The sequence below is a fragment of the Rhizobium sp. 10PS4 genome (genome assembly GCF_032464805.1).
GTDB classification, from domain to species: domain Bacteria; phylum Pseudomonadota; class Alphaproteobacteria; order Rhizobiales; family Rhizobiaceae; genus Rhizobium; species Rhizobium laguerreae.
Genome location: NZ_JAWDIW010000003.1, coordinates 463744 through 485345 on the forward strand (window position 1 = coordinate 463744; position 21602 = coordinate 485345).

Sequence of the window (21602 nt, forward strand, 5' to 3'; positions counted from 1 at the left end):
CATTCGATCATAGTCTGTGGCAACGAAACCGATGGCGCCGGGCACTGTCCGTCGCCAATCGCGGGGAACAAAAATGCTGAAATTCGTTCTGAACCGCCTGTTGATGGCATTGCCGACGATCGTCCTCGTTTCGGTGACCGTCTTCACGCTGATCCGCTTCATACCCGGCGATCCGGCGGCGCTGATGTTGGGCGATATGGCTGAGCCCGATCAGATCGCGGCGATGCGCTCGGAACTCGGCCTCGACAAATCGCTGCCGGAACAGTTCCTGATCTGGACCGCCAATGTCGTCCAGGGTGACTTCGGCCGCTCGATCGTCAATGACGAGCCGGTTCTGCCGCTCGTCGCATCACGCTTTCTGGTCAGCGCCGAAGTCGTCGTCGTCGCCGTCCTTTTGGCGAGCCTCATCGCCGTGCCGGCCGGTGTCATCGCAGCCTGGCGGCAGAATAGTCTGACGGATCTGGCGCTGGTCGGCACCGCCACGATCCTGCTGTCGATCCCGACATTCTGGCTGGGCCTCCTGCTTCTGCTTTTCTTCGGCTTGAAACTCAGCTGGCTACCGGTCCTCGGCTATGTCTCGATCGGCAGCAACGTCACCGGCGGCCTGCTTTACCTCGTCCTGCCGATCATGACCCTGGTCATTCACGAGATGGGTGTGTTGATCCGCATGGCACGCGCCTCGACGCTGGAAGTGCTGCGTCTCGACTATATCACCCACGCCAGGGCCAAGGGGCTTTCCGAGAGCGCCGTCCTTTGGCGGCACGCCTTCAAGAATGCCTTCGGCCCGACCTGGACAGTCATCGGTCTGATCCTCGGCAATCTGCTCGGCGGTATTGCCGTCATCGAAACGGTCTTCACCATTCCGGGGCTCGGGCGACTGATGGTCGACAGTATTTTTGCCCGCGATTACCCCGTGATCCAGGGTTGCCTGCTGTTCGTCTCGCTTTCCTATGTGCTGGTCAATTTGGTCGTCGACCTGCTCTATCCCTTGTTCGATCCGCGGGTAGTCGCCGAATGAAAAACGTCACGTTCAACGGCTTCATCGGCAGCACTCTTATTGCCGCATTACTCATCTCGGCTGCGATCGGCCTCTTCTGGACACCCTATGATCCGATGAAGCTCGGCTTCACCGCACGGCTGGCGGCGCCAAGCAGCGCCCACTGGCTCGGAACCGACGAATTCGGCCGCGACGTTCTCAGCCGCCTGATCGTCGGCGCCCGGGCGAGCGTCTGGATCGGCACCTTGACGGTCACCTTCGCGACGGTTTGCGGCACGCTGATCGGTCTCGTCAGCGGTTACGCCCGCGGTTGGATCGATGCAGTCATCATGGCCGTCAACAATGCGCTTCTCGCTTTTCCAGGCATTCTTCTGGCGCTTGGATTGCTCGCCGTTTTCGGCGCCAACCAATATGGCATCATCTTCGCGCTGGGCATTGCCTACTCTCCCTCGATGGCTCGCGTTGTCAGGGGTGCCGTCCTGTCGCTGCGCGAGCGGGAATTCATCGAGGCTTCCAAGGTGATGGGCAATGGCGAGCTCTACACCATGTTCCGCCATATTCTTCCCAACTGCATCGCCCCGATCACCGTGCTTGCGACCTCGATGTTCGGTTGGGCGATCCTTTCGGAAAGCGCGCTCAGCTTTCTCGGCCTCGGCGTTCCGCCACCGGCGCCGACCTGGGGCAACATGCTGGCCGCCGGCCGGCCATTCATCGAGCAGGCTGTCTGGCTGGGTCTCTTCCCGGGCCTGGCGATCGCCCTGACGCTCCTCGGCATCAATCTTCTGGGCGACGCTCTTCGGGACAAGCTTGATCCACGGATGAGGGGGCTGAAATGACCAATAGAACGCTTTTGAATGTCCGCAACCTGTCGCTCCAGGTCGCTGGAACCGGTGTAGAGGTCGTCAAGGAGGTCAGCTTCGACATCGCACCAGGCGAGATCTTCGGCATCGTCGGAGAAAGCGGATCGGGCAAGACGCTGGCAACACGCGCCCTGATCTCGCTGCTGCCGGCACCCATCAAGGTGATCGGCGGCTCCGTTGCCTACAAGGGACGCGACGTGCTTTCCATGAACGGCGCCCAATTGCGCCAGTTGCGTGGTGCGGAAATCGGTGTCGTCTTCCAGGAGCCGATGACCTCGCTCAATCCCTCGATGACCGTCGGCCGCCAACTCGAAGAAGGGTTGCAGCTGCATACGAAACTTTCGAAGGAGGAACGGCGCAGCCGGATCCTCGACATGCTGAACCGGGTCGGGATCCGCGATCCCGCCGGGGCGCTCCCTTCCTATCCGCATGAATTCTCGGGCGGCATGCGCCAGCGCATCATGCTGGCATCGGTGATGCTGCTGAAACCGGCGCTCTTGATCGCCGACGAGCCGACGACGGCGCTCGATGCGGTGATCCAGCGCGATGTCATGGAATTGATGGTGGAACTGACACAGGCGGAAGGCACCGCCGTGCTGCTGATTAGCCATGATCTGCCGATGGTTGCCCGTTACACGAACCGCATCGTCGTCATGGAAAAGGGCGTGATCGTCGAAGAAGGACGCACCGCCGATCTGCTCGACGCACCGCAGCGTGCCTATACGAAGAAACTGCTTTCCTCCCTGCCGTTCCGCGGAGAGACGCGGACGATCGACAAGACCAAGGCGCCGATGGTCTCGGCGCGGGATATCGTCGTCGATTATCCGGGCCGGCGGTCGCTGATGAAGAAGGCAACGCCGAAACGGGCGCTGCATGGCGTCAGCATCGATATCCACGAGGGCGAAGTAGTGGCGCTGGTCGGCGGTTCTGGTTCCGGCAAGACCACGCTCGGCCGCACCATTGCCGGACTGGTCCGCGAGAGCGAAGGCGATATCCGGTTCAAGGGACGCAGCCGCGACGACGACTGGATGGATTATCGGCTGAATTGCCAGATGGTGTTTCAAGATCCTTATTCCTCGCTCGATCCGCGCATGACCATCCTCGCACTTGTGGAGGAAGCGCTGCGGCTCGTTCCCGATCTCGACGCCATGGCTAAGCGCAAGCGTGCTTTGGAGACGCTGGAGGAAGTCGGTCTTGGGTCCGACTATGCCGGGCGCTACCCGCATGAGCTTTCGGGCGGCCAGCGGCAGCGCGTGGCGATTGCCCGCGCCATTGCGCGCCGGCCGAAATTCCTGATCGCCGACGAACCGGTATCGGCGCTTGACGTGACGGTCAGGGCGCAGGTGCTCGAACTCCTGTCTGATCTGCAAAAACGCTACGGCTTTTCCTGCCTGTTCATCAGCCATGATCTCGGCGTGGTCGAACAGGTGGCCGATCGCGTCGTCGTCATGCAGGACGGCCGGATCATCGAGGAGGGCAACCGCGATACGGTTTTCGACAGCCCGAAGGAGGCCTATACGCAAAGGCTTCTCTCGGCCATCCCCGCTCTGGACCACAATGCTCAGGGCGGCGTGATCCTCAAATGGCGCCTGGAGAACAGATATGACGACGATGATTGAATCCGGAAAGCTCGCGGAGCGATTGAACGCGATCTGCGATGCCCAGCCGTTCGTGACGCGCTTCATGGTGCGTGCGCTTGGCAGCGGCGAAACGATCGGCAGGGGCGCCGACGAGGAAACGCCCTCCGCCAGCACCCGAAAGACTTCGATCATGATGGCGGCCCTGAAGGCCGCGCATGAAGGCCGCCTGGATCTCGACGAACGGATCACCTACGAAAAACGTTTCGCCGAGGAAGTGGCGAGCGGGATGTTCCGCTATCTGACGCCCGGTATCGTCATATCGCTGCGCGATGCCATCACCGGCATGATGGTGCTGAGCGACAATGTCTGCACCAAGATGGTCTTCGAAAGGCTGACGCTCGAAGAGGTCGACGGCTATTGCAAGTCGATCGGCATGACGGGCACCAACCATCGCTTCCTCATCCCTCCCTTGGCGCTGTCGCCCGACCATTCATTGAAGGCCGTCACCACGACGACGGCGCGGGATCAGGTCTATCTGCTGCAGACCATCCTGGATGCGCAGGATTCGCAGGAAGCCGCGGACCGGCTCGGCTGCTCGCAGGCGCTCAGCGCTTACGCGCTTCAAACCCTGAAGAACCAGATCCTGCGTTATGCCATTCCCTCCAGGCTGCCCTTCGGTGTGCTCGTCGCGCATAAGGGCGGCACGGGAAAACGCGGCCGCATGAATGCCGGTATCGTCTATCGCGACGGGTCCCCCTTCTACATCATCGCCGCCTATACCGACGACGTGCCGCAGGAGATGCCGGACGGCACCCCTGGCTACACGGTCGCGCTTGAAACCATCGGCAGGCTTTCACGCGCCTGCTGGGATGAACTCCGATCCTAACAATCCATAAAAGAGGGTAGAACAATGCATAAGCTTCTTCTTGCAGGCACCATGTTGATGGCGATGACCGGCGTGGTCGACGCCCGCGACATCGTCGTGGCTCAAAGTTCCGATCTGCGCAGCAACAATCCGGGCGTCAATCGCGACGGCAATACCGATGGCGTCATCCTGCATATCGTCGAGGGGCTCGTCGGCTATGCCAACAACGGCGAGGTCAAGCCGCTGCTGGCAAAGACCTTCGAAGTCTCGGCGGATGGGCTGACCTACAGCTTCAAACTGCGGGACGACGTCAAATTCCACAACGGCAAGACATTGACCGCCGATGACGTCGTGTGGAACTGGAACCGCTATCTGAAGCCCGAAACGAAATGGACCTGCCTTCCCGATTTCGACGGCAGCGGCAGCGTGCATGTTACGGGGGTCAAGGCAGCCGATACTTCAACCGTCACCATCACGCTGGAAAAGCCATCCGCAGTTTTCCTTGGCCTGATGTCGCGCCCTGAATGTGGTTACACCGGGATGATTTCCCCGGAATCGGTCGGCGCGGACGGAAGCTTCATCAAGCCGATCGGCACCGGTCCCTTCAAATGGGATGAATGGAAGAAGGGCGAGTATATCCATCTCGCCAAGTTCGATGATTATGTCTCGCCGGAGAATGACGGCAAGCCCGACGGCATGGTCGGTTCCAAGCGCCCTCTTGTCGATGGCATCAAGTTCATGGTCATTCCCGATGCCTCGACCGTAAAGGCCGGCCTTCAGTCCGGCGTGCTCGATACCGCGGAGATTTCGCCGGATCTCATTCCCGAATTCAAGACGAGCGACACGATGCAGCTGATCGTGGCTCGCAACAACGGCAAAAACCTCTTCTACATCCAGACGCGCGACAAGGTTCTGAGCAATCCCGGCGTGCGCCGCGCCATGGCGATGGCGCTCGATCTCGACCAGCTCGTCGAGGCCGCCTCCAATGGCACCGGCGCAGCCAATGGTTCGATGGTTTCGCAAGACTCGCTCTATTTCGAGGATGTCCAGAAGCAGCGTCTGCCCTACGACATCGAGGCCGCGAAGAAAGAGCTTGCGACGGCCGGCTACAAAGGCGAGCCGATTACCATCATCGCCAACAAGCGCAGCAACGTGCCAAGCTTCCCGGCCGCGGTGATGGCGCAGGCCATGATGCAGCAGGCAGGTCTCAATGTGCAGATCGAGGTGCTCGACTATGCGACGCAGGTCGATCGCCGCCGGTCCGGCAACTACCAGATCATCTCGCAATCGGTCGCGCCGCGGCTCGATCCGGCGCTGATGTACGGCTTCTATGTCGGCAACAAGGATAAGAATGCGTCTTTGATGTGGGATGATCCGAAGGCCGTCGAGTTGATGAAGGCCGCCTATGCGGAACCCGACCAGACGAAGCGTCAGGCGATCTTCGACGAGTTTCACACGCTGATGCTCAAGCAAATGCCGGGCATCTTCCTCTATGACATGGTCGATGTCTGGGGTGCCACCAAGAAGCTGAAGGGCCAGCCGGTCTGGCAATCGAATGCCCGTCTTTGGGAAGTTTCGCTCGACAACTGATCCTGAACTGCCGCGCCCGGATGGTTCGGGCGCCGCCATTCCGTTTCGACAGTCAACAGGAGATCCGGCAGGCAGTCCTGCCGGGTCCGGTGCAACACGTTCCTGTGGCGGCAGGATAGACAGCGAGGAAATGCCATGAATCTTGACGCGATCAGCTCCATTGCCGCGACGGTCGAAAAGATGAAGCCGGATTATATCGCCCTCAGCGACAGTATCTGGGATTTCGCGGAGTTGAAGTTCGAGGAGCGGCGCTCGTCGCAATTGCTGGCAAGGACACTCGAGGAAAACGGCTTTGCCGTGCGCCGCGGCGTCGCAGGCATGGAAACAGCCTTCATCGGCCAATCCGGCAGCGGCAAGCCGGTCATTGCTTTCCTCGGAGAATTCGATGCCCTGGCCGGAATGAGCCAGACCGCCGATGTGGCCGAGCCTCTTCCCGAGGCGGCAGGAGCAACCGGTCACGGTTGCGGGCACAATCTGCTTGGCGTCGGGTCGCTGATGGCAGCGGTTGCGCTTGCCCGCCACCTCAAGGACAACAACCTGCCCGGAACGGTGCGCTATTACGGCTGCCCGGGAGAAGAGGGTGGTTCCGGCAAGACCTTCATGGTTCGCGCCGGCGCGTTCGATGACGTCGATGCCGCGCTGACCTGGCATCCGGCTCCGTTCAACGGTGTTCGCTCGACGAACAATCTTGCCGTTCTCGAATATTACTATCGCTTCAGGGGTGTCGCGGCCCATGCTGCCAACAGCGCCCATCTCGGCCGGTCGGCGCTCGATGCGGTCGAACTGATGAATGTCGGCGTCAATTTCCTGCGCGAACACATGCCGCAGGATTGTCGCGTTCACTACGCGATCACCGACGCCGGCGGCAGGGCCGCCAATGTCGTGCAGGCCAGCGCCGAGGTTCTCTATCTGATCAGGGCGCCTGACATGCCGCAGGCGCTTGAGCTTGCCGGGCGCGTCGAGAAAGTTGCACGCGGTGCGGCGATGATGACCGAAACCGCGGTCGAGATCGTGTTCGATACGGCCTCGACGAACCTTCTTCCCAACATCACGCTCGAAACGGCGATGCACGAGAATATGGTCGCGCTCGGGCCGATAGCCTTCGACGAGGCCGACATCGCCTTCGCCAAGAAAATCCAGGATACCTTCACACCCGAAGCGATCCGGAGCAGCATCCGCCTCTATCAGATCAAGGGCGATGTGTTCTCCAACGCCAAGGTCGATGGCTCGACGCCCTTGCACACCGGTCTGCGCGATTTCGAGGGACAATCGCATTTCCGGGCCGGATCGACCGATGTCGGCGATGTCAGCTGGGTGACGCCGACCGCGCAATGCTGGGCGCCAGCCTGGGCAATCGGCACCAATCCCCATACCTGGCAGGTCGTCGCGCAGGGAAAAAGCCCGGCCGCACACAAAGCCATGGCGCATGCGGCCAAGACGCTTGCCACGACGGGCTTCGCCCTGATGTCGTCATCCGATCTCCTGGCAGCCGCGAAGGCCGAGTGGCGGGAAAAGACCAGCGGCAAGGCCTATGTGTGCCCGATACCCGAAGATGTGATGCCTGCATCGGTTCACAGCAGATAGTTCCGTCTCCGTCTATTGTGACAGCGACCTGCATCGCACCCGCTTGCAGGATCCCATGAAAAAGCACTAAGGGTATGGAAGTCGAAAGCGCGGAACTGAGGCATTTCACCGCTTTCGAACCTCCAACACCTCGGAAAAGGCAAAGATGACAAGCTCCGAATGGCGGGTGGGAGTGCTGTTTTCCAGAAGCGGAATTAGCGAAATTACGGAAACCGAGCACTTTCTTGGCACCGCACTTGCGATCGAGGAAGTCAATGCGGCGGGGGGCGTGCTTGGCAAGCCCATCGTTCCGATTGCCTATGATCCGGGCGGGGATCAAACCGCCTATCGCAATCTGGCACGGCGCCTTCTGGCAGACGACGACGTCAACATCATTTTCGGTGCGTCGATGTCGGCCAGCCGAAAGGCGGTCCTGCCGATCGTCGAGCGGCACAATGGACTGCTGTTTTATCCGTCGATGTATGAAGGTTTCGAATATTCGGAGAATGTGGTCTATACCGGCGCCACCCTCAATCAGAACACTTTCGCGCTGGCGGAATACCTTCTTCGCCACCACGGACGCCGGATCCTCTTCGTCGGCGCGGACTATATTTATCCGCGCGAATCCAATCGGGTGATGCGGGATGTGGTCGAGGCAAAGGGCGGTGAAGTCGTCAGCGAGCGATATCTTCCTCTTCATGCCGACGAACAGACCTTGCGTTCGGTTATTTCCGATATCGTCCGTCTCAAGCCCGATGCCATCTTCTCGACGATCATCGGCCGGCCGGCGCAGCGTTTTTACCGCATGTATGCCGAGGCCGGGATCGATCGAACGCGCGTCCCGATTGCCAGTCTGACCATGGCCGAGAGCGAGATTCGCGAGATCGGAGCCGACGCTTGCACCGGCCATATTCTCTCGGCGACCTATTTCCAGACGGTCGAGAACGAGGCGAATGAGCGCTTCGTAGGAGCATTCAAAGCCCGCTTTGGCCAGAACTTTACCACGAGCGTCTGGTCGCAGCCGGCCTATGCGCAGGTTCACCTTTTCGCCCGCGCGCTTGCTCGGGCCGGCTCGCTCGAAACCCATCGCATTTCCGAAGAAATTCTCCTGGAAGATTTTCTGGCTCCGGAAGGCCGGATCAATTTCGACGCCGATACCCGTCATCTCTGGCTGCATCCCCGCATCGGCGTGGCGCGCGCCGATGGACTTTTCGACATTGCCTGGCAGGCGCCTGGCCCGATCCGGCCGGATCCCTACCTGACGGCTTCGCGGTTCGAAGACGTTTGGCTGGAGGCCTGAGATGGCGGGACCGAGCAGGATCGTTCAGGATCTGCGGCGAGCACGCGTTCTGGTCGTTCATCCTCGCGACGAGGACGGCGACGTGCTCATCGCCCACCTCAAGCGCCTTGGCTGCGAGGTCCGGGCCACCTGGCCGCTACCGCCAGCCTTGCCTCCTGACGTAGACACCGTCTTCCTGCACGTCGAGGATGTGCATGTCGAGCACGCGCTGCAGATCATCGACCTCCAGCAGACGGCGATCATCGCGATCGTCACCTACGAGAGCCCGACCGCTCTCCAGGCTATCATCGATCTCAATGCCCACGGCGTTATCAGCAAACCATTGCGGCCGCTCGGCATTCTGACGCAATTTGCGCTTGCACGTTATCGGCATAGCTACGAAAAACGGCTCGCCGGCAAGGTGCAGAAACTCGAGGAAACCTTGAAAAGTCGCCGGCTCGTCGAAAAAGCCGTTTCAGCGTTGCGGGTGATGAATGGTCTCGACGAGGAGGCGGCCTATAAGCTCTTGCGCGATCAGGCGACGTCAAAACGCGTTCCGATGGCGACGATCGCCGAATCCATCATTGCCGCGCAAGACACCATGAAAAGCCTCGGACTTTCCATCAGCGCAAAAACTCAACCTTAAGTCGCCAACTCTTACCCCCTGAAAATGCCTGCTGAAGCGGCTTGACGGTCACATTCTTTCGTGCAAGCCTAAAGACAACGAGCAGGTTTGCTCGGCGGCAGGGCTGCCGCATTCACATCATGGCTATGTAGCCTCTGGTTCACGGATTGAATTCCGTGCCAGAGGTTTTTTGCGTTTGGAGACAAGATTGACCGTCAAGACCTCAGCCGCACGGACGGTAACCGTCGCAACCGTCCAGTTCGAACCGATCGTCGGTGATCGCGCCGGTAATCTCGCGGCTATCGAGCGGCTGGCGAGGACGGCAAAGGCCCAAGGCGCGGAGATCGTCGTTCTGCCGGAACTCGCCGATAGCGGCTATAACTTCCATGACGACGACGAGATCGCCGCATTGGCCGGCCCGGTACCCGGCGGCCCGAGTGCCGAGACGCTCTGCCGCCTTGCCGGAGAGCTTGGCCTTTACATCGTCAGCGGCGTTGCCGAGCAGGATGGAGACCGGTTTTACAACAGCGCTCTTCTCTGCGGTCCCGAGGGTTATATCGGCAAATACCGCAAGCTTCATCTGTGGAACAACGAAACCCGTCTGTTCAGAAAAGGTGATCTCGGGCTGCCGATATTCGACCTGCCCTTCGGCCGTATCGGCATCGCTATCTGCTACGACGGCTGGTTTCCGGAAACGTTTCGTCAGTTGGCGATGGCCGGCGCCGAACTGGTCTGCGTCCCCACCAACTGGGTACCGATGGCCGGCGCGGAAAGCGCTCCCGAGCCGATGGCCAATATCCTCCACAAGGCGGCCGCCCACACCAATGGCCTCTACATCGCCTGCGCCGACCGGATCGGCATCGAGCGCGGTCAGCCCTTCATCGGCCGCAGCCTTATCGTCGGTCCACAGGGCTGGCCGATATCCGGTCCGGCCAGTGCCGATCGCGAGGAAATCCTCCTTGCGCAAATCGATCTGTCGAGCGTGACGGAAACCCGCACGCTCAACAGCTTCAATCATCTGCTCGGCGATCGCCGAGCCGATGTCTACGGGTAACATCGACCCACTCAAGAAAGGGGAACAAAATGCAAATGAAAACCATAATGCTGACGCTGGCATCTGCGGCATTCGCCACCGCAGCTTTCGCCGAGGATCCGATCAAGATCGGCGTGCCGGTCGGGCTGTCTGGCGCAAACAGCGTGGTCGCGCCGTCCGTCGTCCAAGCTGCGGAGCTTGCCGTCGAAGAAATCAATGGCAAAGGCGGCGTGCTCGGGCGGCCTCTGCAGCTTGAGATCGCCGACGACGCGTCAGGTGCGGCCGGCGCGCAAAAGGCCTTCGATTCCCTGGTTTTCCAGAAGGAGGTGAACGTCGTCATCTCCATGGAGACGAGTGCTGCGCGCAATGCCGGCTTGCCGATCATTTCCAAGGGTGACGTGCCATACATCTACACGTCGTTCTACGAAGGCAAATCCTGCAACGCCAATCTTTTCGTCGATGCCTGGGTTCCGGAACAGCAGGTGCCGCCTGTCGTCGACAATTTCATCACCAAACAGGGCGCAAAGAAGTTCTTCCTGATCGGCTCGGATTATGCCTTCGGACGCGGCATGCTGACCTTCGCCAAGGGCTATATCGAAAAAGCCGGCGCTCAGATCGTCGGCGAGGAATATCTGCCGATGGATGGCAGCGACTGGACGGCGATCATCTCCAAGCTCCGCTCCTCCGGCGCCGATGCCATCATCACCTCGACGGCCGGCGGCGCACCGAACGTGACCTTGACCAAGCAGTTGCGCTCGTCTGGCGTCACCTTGCCTTACGGCAATCTCGCGGTCGACGAAGGCACCGCCAAGAGCATGGGCACGGATGCCAAGGACATTTTCCTCTCCGCATCCTACGTCACCGGCATCAACAGCCCGGAAAACAAGGCTTTTCTTTCGGCCATGGACAAGAAGTTCGGCAAGGAACTGCGCACACCGAACGATCTTTCGGTACCGCAATATGAAGCGATCTACCTTTACAAGGCAGCCGTCGAAAAGGCCGGCAGCACGGATACGGCGGACGTGCTCAAAGCCCTTCCTGACGTATCCTTCACCGGTCCGCGCGGCAAGATCTCCATGAACAAACAGCATCACGCGCCGCTGACGATGTATCTTGGCCAGGTAAAGGACGATGGCAGCGTTGCAGTCGTCGATAGCTTCAAGGACGTCGATCCCGGCGATCAGTGCCCGAATCTCTGAAACCAGCGTGGCGGGGCAGGGCGCCCCGCCTCCAGCATCGGAGTTCTAGAAATGACGCTCTTTCTTGATATTGTCAGCACTGCGGCCATTCTCTTCATCGTTGCCGCCGGGCTGCTTGCGATCTTCGGCGTGCTGAAGATCATCAATTTCGCGCATGGCGCATGGCTGACCATCGGGGCTTACTGCGCTGTCGTCGTCAGCGGGGTCGGCCTCAATCCGTGGCTTGCCATTCCCTTCGCGTTTCTGGTCGGAGCGATCCTCGGCGGTATTGCCGAGCGGTTCATCGTGCGGCCTCTCTATCGCCGCCCGCTCGACGCCATTCTTGCAACCTGGGGCCTTGGCATCGTCATCGGCCAGCTGATCACGCTCTGGTTTGGCCGCGACGTGCAGTTCACGCCGGCGCTGCTGCCTGGCACCTTCGATCTCTTTGGCACCGGCTATTCGTCCTACCGTCTTTTCGCGATCGTCGCGGCGATCGGTCTGGGTCTCGGCTTTACCTTGCTGCTCGATGGGACAAGGCTTGGCCTTTCCGCCCGCGCAGTCATCATGAATGAAACGCTGGCGCGCGGACTCGGTATCGATACCGAAAAGGTGCGGCTCGCGACCTTCATGATTGGTACCGGCCTTGCGGCCCTTGCCGGCGTACTGCTCGCGCCGCTGACCAGCGTCGATCCCAATATGGGCGTCGCCTGGCTGACAGGCGCCTTCATGCTGGTGATGGTCGCAGGCTCTTCTTTCACTGCGCTTGCTGCCGCCTGCCTCATCTTCGGGGCCGCTCAGGTGCTCGTCAGCACCTATTTCAGCCCAATCCTCGGCGGCATCACCGTGGCCGTCCTCTGCGCAATCACACTGCGCATACGTCCGAAGGGATTTGCCCGTGCGTGACAGACAAAAACTCCGGCTTGTCCTTCTTCTGGCGCTGGCGCTCACAGCTCTCCTCTTGATCGTCTTCGGACCGATGTTTCTCGGCCGCTTCAGCCTCAACGTGCTGACGCGCTCGATGATCTACGCCATGCTGGCGATCACCGTCGACTTGCTCTGGGGCTACACGGGTGTTCTCACCTTCGGGCAGGCGGCATTCTTTGGCGTGGGCGCCTATGCCACCGCCATGGTTCTCACCCATATCGGTGCAAGCCCGGCGCTTTTCGTCGTCGCACTTGTCGCCGCCGTGCTCGTTCCGCTCGTGCTTGGCCTCGCCGTCGGCTGGCTGTCGTTTTATCACGGATCGACACCGCTCTATGCCACAGTAATCTCGCTCGTGGTGCCGATCGTCGTCACACAGCTCGTCTTTTCGGGCGGCACCTGGACCGGTTCCTCGAGCGGCCTCGTCGGTTACGAAACTCTCCCGCTCGGGCTTTCCGGCTATTTCCGCCTGTCGGGCGCGTGCCTGCTGGCCTTGGCCGTTCTTGCCATCGTCTTCGTCCGGTCGGACGCCGGCCGTCTGCTCGTTGCAATCCGCGATAATGAAGCCCGTATCGCCTACCTCGGCATGAATCCAGCTCGGCTGAAGATCGCCCTGACGGGCGTTCTGGCCGGGGTATGCGGCCTGGCGGGCTTCCTTTTTGCCAACGCGTCCGGTGTCGTCGCTCCTGAAAACACCGGTTTCGTTTTTGGAACCGAACTCGTCGTCTGGACGGCGCTCGGTGGCCGGGGAACGATTATCGGACCGTTGTTCGGCGCAATCGGCATCGATTATCTGAGTGCCAGCCTTTCGGGCGATCTGCCCTTCCTGTGGCAACTGATCATCGGAGCGCTCTTCGTCGCCATGATCATCCTTTTGCCGGGCGGCCTCGCTTCCCTGGTGACGCGTTTCCTGCAGTCGGCGAACTCCAGCAGCATTCTCAAATCCTTGCCGACGCGCATCGTCGCCAAGGATGGTGCGTTGGCAGGCAAAAGCCTTCTGTCGATCCGCGGTCTCGGCAAGTCCTATGGCAGCTTCGCCGTCCTCAAGGGCATCGACCTTGAAATCGGCGCCGGCGAACTCGTCAGCCTGGTCGGCCCCAATGGCGCCGGCAAGACCACGCTGATGCGTTGTCTGTCGGACGGTACCCAGCAGATCGAAGGTCAAGTGGACATCATCGGTACCAATATTGCCGGTCGTGCACCCGAACGGATCGTCGCCCTCGGCGTCGGCCGGAAATTCCAGGTTGCCAGCATCTTCGACAGCATGACGATCGGCGAATGCCTGAAGATGGCGCGTTTCAGCCGCGAGAGACCCAACCCGATGCGATCGCTTGGCGAGATCATGCTGCCCGCAGCGGCGGCCGAGATCCTAACGCTCACCGGCATGGCGGATATGCTGGACAAGCCGGTGTCGCTGCTGTCGCACGGTCAAAGGCAGGCTCTCGAACTGGCGATGGTCGTCGCTCTGGAACCACGCATCATTCTTCTCGACGAGCCGACCGCGGGTCTTACCAAGGCCGAGCGCATGACCATCGGAACCATCCTCAAGAAGCTGACGGACGAAATGGGTTTCGCCGCCATCCTGGTCGAACACGATCTGGATTTCGTGCGCGACATATCGAGCCGCATCGTGGTTCTCCACCAGGGCAAGCTCGTTCTCGACGGCACGGTGAATGACGTGGTCAATTCCGAAACGGTTCGCACCATCTACGCGGGAGGCGCCCATGGCTGATACGTTCAAACTCAAGCTCAGCGGCGTATCGAGCGGATATGGCGCGGTCGATGTCGTCAATGGCGTGTCGCTCGCCATCCGGCCGGGCGAGATCTTCGCTCTCATGGGCAAGAACGGCATGGGCAAGACGACCCTGCTGAAGACGATCCTTGGCTTCCTGCGTGTCGGCAAAGGCAAGATCGAGGTGGACGGTGCTGCTATCACCGACAGCAAGCCTGCCGAGCTGATCGCTTCCGGCATCGGCTACGCTCCTCAGGAATTGCCGTTGTTTCAGGATCTCTCCATCCGCGACAATCTGCGCCTGGCGCTCAAGGGCGATCGGGATTTGGCATCCGCACTGGAGCGGGTCTACGGTTATTTCCCGTTCCTGAAGGACCGGCTGCCGCAGAAGGCCGGCACGCTATCGGGCGGGGAGCAGAAAATGCTGATCCTCGCGCGGGCGCTGATGCTGCGGCCAAAACTGCTGCTGATCGACGAAATCTCCGAAGGCCTGCAGCCCTCCGTCGTCCAGAACATCGCCAAAGCATTGAGGGACGATCGCGAAACGCGTGGCACGACCATCCTGCTCGTCGAACAGAACCTGGATTTTGCCCTTTCGGTGGCCGACCGCTGGGCCATTCTCAAACTCGGAGCGATCGAAGACGAAAGTCTCAATGATCCAGATAGCCGCGGCCGTGTGCTGCAACACCTGAAGATCTAGGGAGCGGGAGCAAATGCGCGACCCATGGAACGCTTTCATGCCCTATCCGGATGCGGATGTCGGGCACGCGGCCATCGGTCCGCTTTCCGGCCTTCGCCTGGCGGTCAAAGACCTTTTCGATGTTGCCGGCTATCCGACCGCGGCCGGCAATGCCGCGGTGCTCGCAGGCTCCGGCATCAAGACATCGACGGCGCCTCTGGTCCAAACGCTGCTCGATGCCGGCGCCTGTTTCGTCGGCAAAACCAATACGGATGAGCTCGCCTATTCCCTGATCGGCGGCAACATCCATTTCGGCATGCCGATCAACCCGCGCGATCCCGACCTCATCCCCGGCGGATCGTCGTCGGGCTCGGCCGTTGCGGTTGCCGCTGGCCTCGCAGATATCGGCCTTGGAACAGACACGTCCGGCTCCATCCGTCTGCCCGCCGCCGTCAACGGCCTCATCGGCTGGCGGCCGACACATGGAAGCCTCGACAACAGGGCGCTGCGTCCGCTGGCGCCAAGCTTCGACGTGCCGGGCTTCATGACGAGAAGCCTGGAACCAATGGCCGCGCTGATGAGCGCCGTCGGCATGCCTGCGGCAAATGACCGACCACCATCTATTCTCGTTCCCGAGGATATTTTCGCAACCATTGACGGCGCGGTCGCCGACGAGATGATCGCGAGCCTTCGATCAACGGGCATGCCTGTTCGCAGGACCAATGCTATCGCCTCGTTCTGCCTTTCCGATCTTGCTTTGGCGTTCATCACCATCCTGCAAAGGGAAGCCTGGGAAAGCAACAGAACACTCTTCGAGCGGAGCCCTGAAGCCATTGCGCCCGATATTGCGGCGCGTCTTCTGTCAGGATCTCGCCTGGACGACGAGGAAGTGCGCGAGGCAGGCAGGATCCGCAAGCTGTTTTCCGCGGAGATCGACCGATTGTTTTGCGAAAATGTGGTTGTCGCTCTTCCGACCTTGGCCATGAACCCGCCAAGGCGCGATGCAGAACTGGAACGCTTTGCCGCATTTCGTTCCGCCTGCATCAAGCTTTTGTGTCTCTCGGGCCTTGGCGGTTGCCCACAACTGGCTTTCCCCATTGTCAATTGCGCGGGAAATGTTTCGCTTTCCTTGTTCGGCGCAAGGAGCGCCGACAGGATGCTTATGAATGTGGCCCGGCAATTAACGGCTGAGTGAAAGAGCAGATGCGGTGAGTTTCCGCCGTCCGTCCCCGCGGCTTGCGACCGGCCGATGAAATTGTCGGTCGTCGGCGGCACCTGAATCGCAGCACGGCGCGCTTGGTTATTGCGGACCGCCGGCTTTGCGTCGTCGCCGGCTGACCATCATTCCGCCGACGATGAGAACAATTCCGGCCGCGTTCGCCCAAAATGATGCGGGAACGGCGCTGATATAATCAAACGCTACCCCTGTCACCATCTGGCCACCGATGATCAGCAGAGCCGAATTCACCGCTCCGATTCGAGCAATGACCCAACTGCCCGCCGCCACGAAGATGACGCCGATAGGACCACCCAGATAGGCATACCAAGGCGCCTCGGCAGCGCCCGCAGGAAGCAGACCTCCGACAAAGAGACCCAGGCAGGTGAGGGCAGCAAAGCCTATCGCATGATTCCAAAAGGATGCGATCAGTGGCGTCGTCGATATGCTCAACCGTCCATTGAGCTGACGACTGAGGCCGACGAGCACACCGCCCAGGCACGCCAGGAGAATGAACACCGTCATGCCGCACCTCGCCCAAACAGTATAATGAGTGCGGCCCCCGTTACGACCAAGCCGAGTGCTACGATGTCTCGTCTATCTGGGCGCCGCTTTGGCAGACCGAACAGTCCCCAACTGTCGGCCGCGAGGCTGAAGGCGACCTGGCCTGCCAAACCCAAAGCCAAGGTGCCGGAGAGCCCGAGCGGTGAGTTGACCGCGGTCGAGGTCAGAATGACTGTTGCAGCGCCGGATATCCCACCGAGATAGGACCATAAAGGTGCGTTGGGGGCTTTTTCTACCAACGGCATGCGCCGGCGGTGGACCACCAGGAGAAGAATGACGGCTGCGATGATGCCTGTGCCGTGTGCGGTCCAGGATGAGAACAGGGGATTGCCATAACGGGCCAACTCGCCGTTGAGGTGCACCATGAAAGTCAGGAGTCCACCCGTGGCAAAAGCTCCGATGAAGTAGATGGGATGCGAATTACGTGCTTCGGTGGTCATTGCAGATCCCGTCAAAGAATCGATTGCGCCCGATATTTTTCAAATTGCCACTACAGCGCCGCGTCTTTTTGGACGCGCAAAGGACGCTGCAGCACTCGCCTGGACGAATGCGTCGACCATGGTTCCTGATTAGGACGGTACGTCTCAGCGGATTTCCTGCCTGGCGTCAATCGTGGTTCGACAAACATCCCTTCCATTGACGCGCCCTTCCAGCAGATGGCTAATAGTCCGGTGCCGTCACTGCCGTGCAAGCATGGAGGATGCGATGCTGATCAAGGGCGCACGAACGTTCGTGGTGCGGGATGCGGGCGGCTTCGTCGCACATGTCAATATGCCGGGCTGGTTGAAGCCGAAGCCGACCGATCACGGCCAGGGCCCTCTCGCCATGGTCGTTGAATCCATCCTCGATCCCGGCCGCCTGATCGCGATGCACGAGCACCGGAACGACGAGATCATTTCCTGGGTGCCTGAAGGCGTCATGCGCCACGACGACAAGGCCGTTGGCCGCTTGGTGGTCGACCGCGATCATCTGATGGTGATGAATGCCGGGGTCAGCTTCTGGCATTCCGAAGAGACGCTGGCATCCGATCCGCCTCTGCGGATGCTGCAGATCCTCGTCCGCCCTTATGCGGTCGATCTGGAGCCAAGGATCCAGCATGGGCCGATGCCACGTGCCGCGGCCAACGTCTGGCGACACCTGGTCGGGCCTGAAGGAGAGAGCGCCCCCTTCTATGTCCGCAGCGCGATCGACGTCTTCGATATCCGGCTAGACGCAGGCATACGAGTGGAATTCCCGCAGAAACACGGCCGAGAGCTCTATTTCTATGTCTTTAGCGGTTTCGTTGTGGTCGAGACGCAGACCTTTGCAGAAGGGGAGCAGGGGCTGCATTTATCTGATGACAAGCTCGAAGTAGAGGCGCAGAGTGCAAGCACGTTGGTCGCCTTTCTGCTCGACCCGAACGCATCTATCACCAGGCAGGGAACTGTCGGCGACCACAAGAAGATCCCGCCGGCAATCATTATTCGCGCGTTCCTGCGATGGAGGAAATTTCGCCATATATGGCGTCGTCATCTTTCGCATCGCCGCTCGAAGACCGAAAAGGCGATATGAATGGAACAAGGATGCCCCTAGCGGGTTTCGAACCTTAGCGTTCAATAGGAGGAGCATTTCATGCCTACGGTTGCCGCGACACCCATCACCCCACCGGACCAGCACGTGGTAACAGCGCGCGAGGCCATCGAGCCGCTTTATGAGAAGCTCGAGCTTCAAACGGAATCGCTGGTCCTGTCTGCGGCGTTGGAAGCGGGATGGTCTTCTGATGAGGCAACCGAGGCATTGGCAGCGCTCAGACTGCAGGACGCACTTTCCACCCTTGGACGAACGGCCTGACCGAGAAACCGACAAGATCGGCTGCGAGGTTGGCAAAGCACCTTCCGGTTCTATCAGATAGGAGATCAACAAGGCTCGACCTTGGTTGAAATCTTCGCCGACGTATTGTATATGCCTATGTATATACACAGGAGTCTGATGTGGCCTATTCCCGACATCAAGAGCCTATCCCCCCGCGGGAGGCGAAGCTTTTCAGAAACAACAAGAGTCAGGCTGTGCGAATCCCAGCTGACTTTGAGCTACCCGGTGACCGAGTGATGATCCACCGCGATGGCGATCGGCTCATTATTGAGCCTGTGTACCGCAAAAACCTCCTGGAGGTTCTCGCCGGTTTGGAGCCGCTTGGTCCTGACGATCAGTTTCCTGATGTAGACGATACCCTGCTTCCTGTGAAGAAAATTGACCTTTGAGCAGGCTTTATATGCTGGACACCAATATCGTGTCGGAGCTTGCTCGAAACCCCAGGGGCGTAGTCGCCCAACGCATCGCCGAAGTTGGGCCCGATGCAATCTGCGTCAGCATTATCACGGCGTCGGAGTTGCGCTACGGGTGCGCCAAGAAGGGATCATCGAAACTTCTAGCACAGATCGAAGCCATCCTCGGCAGCGTAGCGGTGCTTGCGCTGGATGTGCCTGCCGATGCTGCATACGGCGGCATCCGCGCTGAACTGGAGGCCGCTGGCAAGCCTATCGGTCCGAATGACCTATTCATCGCCGCCCACGCCTCTGCGCTCGGAGCAGTTCTAGTGACAGCGAACATCGGCGAGTTCATGCGGATCCGCGCCTTGCAGGTCGAAAACTGGCTGGTTTGATGGCCATAAGCCCAGACGTCCATAGTTCCATCTGTTCCATAACATAGATTACGCCACTTTCGCAATCATAGATTGCCAACATTAGCAAAATCTCCTCTTAGTTGCCTAAAGGCACTCGGCTGAAATGTCCCCGTTTGATGATCGTAGCTCGTAGAGCACGTGATGGCGCAACGGATGCCCTTCGGCCAAATTGGGATGATCGAACTCACCGATCCGGTTCATCCCCAGTCGTCTCATCAAACCCCAGGAATTGCTGTTTGCGGGCACTGTGAAGCTGACGATGCGGTTAAGCTTCAGCTCGTTGAACGCAAAGTCGAGAGACCGTTCCGCGGCCTCACGTGCATATCCGGCGCCGTGCCGAGAGGCTGAAAGCCGCCAACCGATTTCGACTGCCGGGGCAAATGGCAAAGCAGGTGAAACCTTGGCGAGGCCGCACATGCCGATCAACTGGCGGCTTGCCTTCTCCTCCAGCGCCCAAAATCCCCAGCCATGATCCTCGAAGTGCCGGTCGATACGGTCGAGCATCGCATCCGACTGTTCGTCGGTCAGAGGATTGAGATATCTGACAACGTCGGGTTCCTCATTGATCGCAGCGAAGGGCTTGCGATCTTGCTGCTGCCAGGGCCTCAAAATCAGGCGTTCAGTTTCGAGTTGCATCGTCCCTCACCATCGCTCCTACCAGAGCGTCATATGACGGTTGACGTCCTTGTAGAGCAGGTAGCGGAAAGGGCCGGGGCCACCGGCGTAGCATGCCTGCGGGCAGAAGGAGCGCAGCCACATGAAGTCGCCAGCCTCGACCTCGACCCAATCCTGGTTCAGCCGATAGACGGCCTTGCCTTCCAGCACATAGAGACCGTGCTCCATGACATGGGTTTCCATGAATGGGATCACGGCACCCGGCTCCAAAGTCACGATATTCACGTGCATGTCGTAGCGGACATCGGCCGGATCGATGAACCGGGTCGTCCCCCAGCGTCCATCGGTATCGGGCATTGCCGAGATGGGGTGCTGGTCCTCATGCGTGACGATCGCCGGCGGCGGTTCCAACCCCTCGACCTCCTGAAAAGCCTTTCGAATCCAGTGGAATTTTGCCGCAGTCGAACCGCTATTTTTCAGGCGCCAGACCGAGCCCGCCGGAAGATAGGCGAACGAACCGGCGCGCAGCGCATGGCTGTTGCCGCCGAGCTCCACGGTCATCTCGCCTTCGACGACGAACAGAACCGCTTCGGCCCGCTTGTCGGGCTCCGGCCGATCGCTTCCGCCGCCGGGCTGAACCTCCATCACATACTGCGAGAAGGTCTCGGAGAAACCGGAGAGCGGCCGGGAGAGAACCCATGCCCGTGTCCCCGTCCAATGCGGAAGGACGCTGGTGACGATGTCGGTCATGACGCTGCGCGGGATGACCGCATAGGCTGTGGTGAAGACGGCCTTGCTGGAAAGCAGCTCGGTTTGCGGCGGCAATCCGCCGAGTTTGGAATAATAATCTCTGTTCATCGGTCCAGGCTTCGCGGCATGTGGCACTGCATCTGCTTTATGCGCCGCTCATCGTCCAGGCAACTCTTAATTCGGCCCGTCAAAATCGATGGGGAGCCGCCCGGCCGGGTTTCCGTCAGAACTCGACTTCCAGTTCGACGATCTCGTCCGGCTCGGCCATCGCGCCTTCGGTCCACTCGCGCATCAGCGGCCAGGACAGCACCGTTTCCACATAGACTTCGAGCTGCGGTTCGAGCTCCACCGCATAGGTGCGGAAGCGGGTGCAGACCGGCGCATACATCGCATCGGCCACGGTCGGCGCGGTCCCGAAAAGCCACGGCCCGCCGCTCGCGTCGAGGCATTCAGTCCAGATCGCCTTGACACGCTCGACATCGGGCCGCGCGCCCGAAAATATCTTGAAGCTCGCATGCCGCGCCTTGAGGTTCATCGGCAATGCTGATCGCAGGTTATGGAAACCCGAATGCATCTCGCCCGAGACCGACCGGCAGCGGGCGCGCGCCGCCCGCTCGACGGGCCAGAGCCCGGCAGTCGGCGTCACTTCGTGGAGATATTCGGCAATCGCCAGCGTGTCCCAGACCGTCACATCGTCATGGGTCAGCCTCGGCACCAGAACCGATGGTGAAAGCAGAAGCAGTTCCTGACGCGCCTCGTCATCCATCTCCACAAGGACTTCGGTGAAATCCAGCCCCGCCATCCGGCATAGCAGCCAGCCGCGCAGAGACCATGAGGAGTAGTTCTTCGAGGAAATCGTCAGTGCAGCTTGCGACATCGGGCTCGTATCC

General features: G+C 60.3%; 23 protein-coding genes. 18 read left to right on the forward strand and 5 right to left on the reverse strand.

Going from position 1 to position 21602, the window contains the following annotated elements:
* Positions 1 to 73: 73 nt before the first annotated feature.
* The 14 genes from RWJ89_RS07930 to RWJ89_RS07995 all read left to right on the forward strand — a co-directional run bounded on the left by RWJ89_RS07930 (position 74) and on the right by RWJ89_RS07995 (position 16100).
* Complete coding sequence (locus tag RWJ89_RS07930) at positions 74 to 1018, forward strand: ABC transporter permease (protein WP_072641710.1); 945 nt, start codon at positions 74 to 76, stop codon at positions 1016 to 1018.
* Positions 1015 to 1833, forward strand: a complete 819-nt coding sequence (locus tag RWJ89_RS07935; protein WP_168283425.1) for an ABC transporter permease — start codon at positions 1015 to 1017, stop codon at positions 1831 to 1833. Before RWJ89_RS07930 ends, RWJ89_RS07935 begins: the two co-directional genes overlap by 4 nt.
* Positions 1830 to 3476: an ABC transporter ATP-binding protein gene (locus tag RWJ89_RS07940; protein WP_316028896.1), complete on the forward strand. Its 1647-nt coding sequence runs from the start codon at positions 1830 to 1832 to the stop codon at positions 3474 to 3476. The genes RWJ89_RS07935 and RWJ89_RS07940 overlap by 4 nt, the downstream gene beginning before the upstream one ends.
* Entirely contained in the window at positions 3460 to 4323 is an 864-nt protein-coding gene (locus RWJ89_RS07945) for a serine hydrolase (RefSeq protein ID WP_131662239.1), read from the forward strand. Before RWJ89_RS07940 ends, RWJ89_RS07945 begins: the two co-directional genes overlap by 17 nt.
* Positions 4324 to 4347: 24 nt before the next feature.
* Complete coding sequence (locus tag RWJ89_RS07950; RefSeq protein WP_316030810.1) at positions 4348 to 5892, forward strand: ABC transporter substrate-binding protein; 1545 nt, start codon at positions 4348 to 4350, stop codon at positions 5890 to 5892.
* A 135-nt stretch (positions 5893 to 6027) separates the two neighbouring features.
* A complete protein-coding gene (locus RWJ89_RS07955) occupies positions 6028 to 7476 on the forward strand; it encodes a M20 family metallopeptidase (protein WP_316030811.1) in 1449 nt (482 codons plus the stop codon).
* Positions 7477 to 7621: 145 nt separating this feature from the next.
* The gene (locus RWJ89_RS07960; RefSeq protein ID WP_168287206.1) at positions 7622 to 8755 is read left to right on the forward strand and encodes a transporter substrate-binding domain-containing protein; all 1134 of its coding nucleotides are present in this window, start codon (positions 7622 to 7624) and stop codon (positions 8753 to 8755) included.
* A 1-nt stretch (position 8756) separates the two neighbouring features.
* Positions 8757 to 9380, forward strand: a complete 624-nt coding sequence (locus RWJ89_RS07965) for an ANTAR domain-containing response regulator (protein ID WP_003553141.1) — start codon at positions 8757 to 8759, stop codon at positions 9378 to 9380.
* Between the two features lie 187 nt (positions 9381 to 9567).
* Positions 9568 to 10413: a nitrilase family protein gene (locus RWJ89_RS07970; RefSeq protein WP_168283420.1), complete on the forward strand. Its 846-nt coding sequence runs from the start codon at positions 9568 to 9570 to the stop codon at positions 10411 to 10413.
* A gap of 29 nt (positions 10414 to 10442) precedes the next feature.
* A complete protein-coding gene (locus RWJ89_RS07975; RefSeq protein ID WP_131662243.1) occupies positions 10443 to 11591 on the forward strand; it encodes a substrate-binding protein in 1149 nt (382 codons plus the stop codon).
* A 51-nt stretch (positions 11592 to 11642) separates the two neighbouring features.
* Positions 11643 to 12476, forward strand: coding sequence for a branched-chain amino acid ABC transporter permease (locus RWJ89_RS07980; protein ID WP_131662244.1), 834 nt, complete (start codon positions 11643 to 11645; stop codon positions 12474 to 12476).
* The gene (locus RWJ89_RS07985) at positions 12469 to 14226 is read left to right on the forward strand and encodes a branched-chain amino acid ABC transporter ATP-binding protein/permease (protein WP_312890267.1); all 1758 of its coding nucleotides are present in this window, start codon (positions 12469 to 12471) and stop codon (positions 14224 to 14226) included. The genes RWJ89_RS07980 and RWJ89_RS07985 overlap by 8 nt, the downstream gene beginning before the upstream one ends.
* Positions 14219 to 14926: an ABC transporter ATP-binding protein gene (locus RWJ89_RS07990; protein ID WP_131662246.1), complete on the forward strand. Its 708-nt coding sequence runs from the start codon at positions 14219 to 14221 to the stop codon at positions 14924 to 14926. The genes RWJ89_RS07985 and RWJ89_RS07990 overlap by 8 nt, the downstream gene beginning before the upstream one ends.
* Positions 14927 to 14939: 13 nt before the next feature.
* Entirely contained in the window at positions 14940 to 16100 is a 1161-nt protein-coding gene (locus tag RWJ89_RS07995) for an amidase family protein (protein WP_221947848.1), read from the forward strand.
* A gap of 105 nt (positions 16101 to 16205) precedes the next feature.
* Here RWJ89_RS07995 and RWJ89_RS08000 read toward each other — a convergent pair whose 3' ends face one another.
* On the reverse strand, positions 16206 to 16646 hold the full coding sequence (locus tag RWJ89_RS08000) for a DMT family transporter (protein WP_017958096.1): 441 nt from the start codon (positions 16644 to 16646) through the stop codon (positions 16206 to 16208).
* Complete coding sequence (locus RWJ89_RS08005) at positions 16643 to 17125, reverse strand: DMT family transporter (protein ID WP_131662248.1); 483 nt, start codon at positions 17123 to 17125, stop codon at positions 16643 to 16645. Before RWJ89_RS08005 ends, RWJ89_RS08000 begins: the two co-directional genes overlap by 4 nt.
* Positions 17126 to 17390: 265 nt before the next feature.
* On the opposite strand from RWJ89_RS08005, the gene RWJ89_RS08010 reads away from it, so the two are divergent.
* The 4 genes from RWJ89_RS08010 to RWJ89_RS08025 all read left to right on the forward strand — a co-directional run bounded on the left by RWJ89_RS08010 (position 17391) and on the right by RWJ89_RS08025 (position 19326).
* Entirely contained in the window at positions 17391 to 18236 is an 846-nt protein-coding gene (locus RWJ89_RS08010; protein WP_221947845.1) for a pirin family protein, read from the forward strand.
* 60 nt (positions 18237 to 18296) lie between these two features.
* Positions 18297 to 18515 (forward strand): hypothetical protein, encoded by a 219-nt coding sequence (locus RWJ89_RS08015; RefSeq protein ID WP_003547964.1) that lies wholly within the window; start codon positions 18297 to 18299, stop codon positions 18513 to 18515.
* A 140-nt stretch (positions 18516 to 18655) separates the two neighbouring features.
* A complete protein-coding gene (locus RWJ89_RS08020) occupies positions 18656 to 18925 on the forward strand; it encodes an antitoxin (protein ID WP_131662250.1) in 270 nt (89 codons plus the stop codon).
* Positions 18922 to 19326: a type II toxin-antitoxin system VapC family toxin gene (locus tag RWJ89_RS08025; protein ID WP_131662251.1), complete on the forward strand. Its 405-nt coding sequence runs from the start codon at positions 18922 to 18924 to the stop codon at positions 19324 to 19326. The genes RWJ89_RS08020 and RWJ89_RS08025 overlap by 4 nt, the downstream gene beginning before the upstream one ends.
* Positions 19327 to 19431: 105 nt before the next feature.
* Here RWJ89_RS08025 and RWJ89_RS08030 read toward each other — a convergent pair whose 3' ends face one another.
* The 3 genes from RWJ89_RS08030 to RWJ89_RS08040 all read right to left on the reverse strand — a co-directional run bounded on the left by RWJ89_RS08030 (position 19432) and on the right by RWJ89_RS08040 (position 21589).
* Positions 19432 to 19983: a GNAT family N-acetyltransferase gene (locus RWJ89_RS08030; protein WP_221945064.1), complete on the reverse strand. Its 552-nt coding sequence runs from the start codon at positions 19981 to 19983 to the stop codon at positions 19432 to 19434.
* Between the two features lie 18 nt (positions 19984 to 20001).
* Positions 20002 to 20820: a bifunctional allantoicase/(S)-ureidoglycine aminohydrolase gene (locus tag RWJ89_RS08035; RefSeq protein ID WP_221999300.1), complete on the reverse strand. Its 819-nt coding sequence runs from the start codon at positions 20818 to 20820 to the stop codon at positions 20002 to 20004.
* A gap of 115 nt (positions 20821 to 20935) precedes the next feature.
* Complete coding sequence (locus RWJ89_RS08040) at positions 20936 to 21589, reverse strand: glutathione S-transferase (protein ID WP_316029207.1); 654 nt, start codon at positions 21587 to 21589, stop codon at positions 20936 to 20938.
* Positions 21590 to 21602 lie beyond the last annotated feature (13 nt).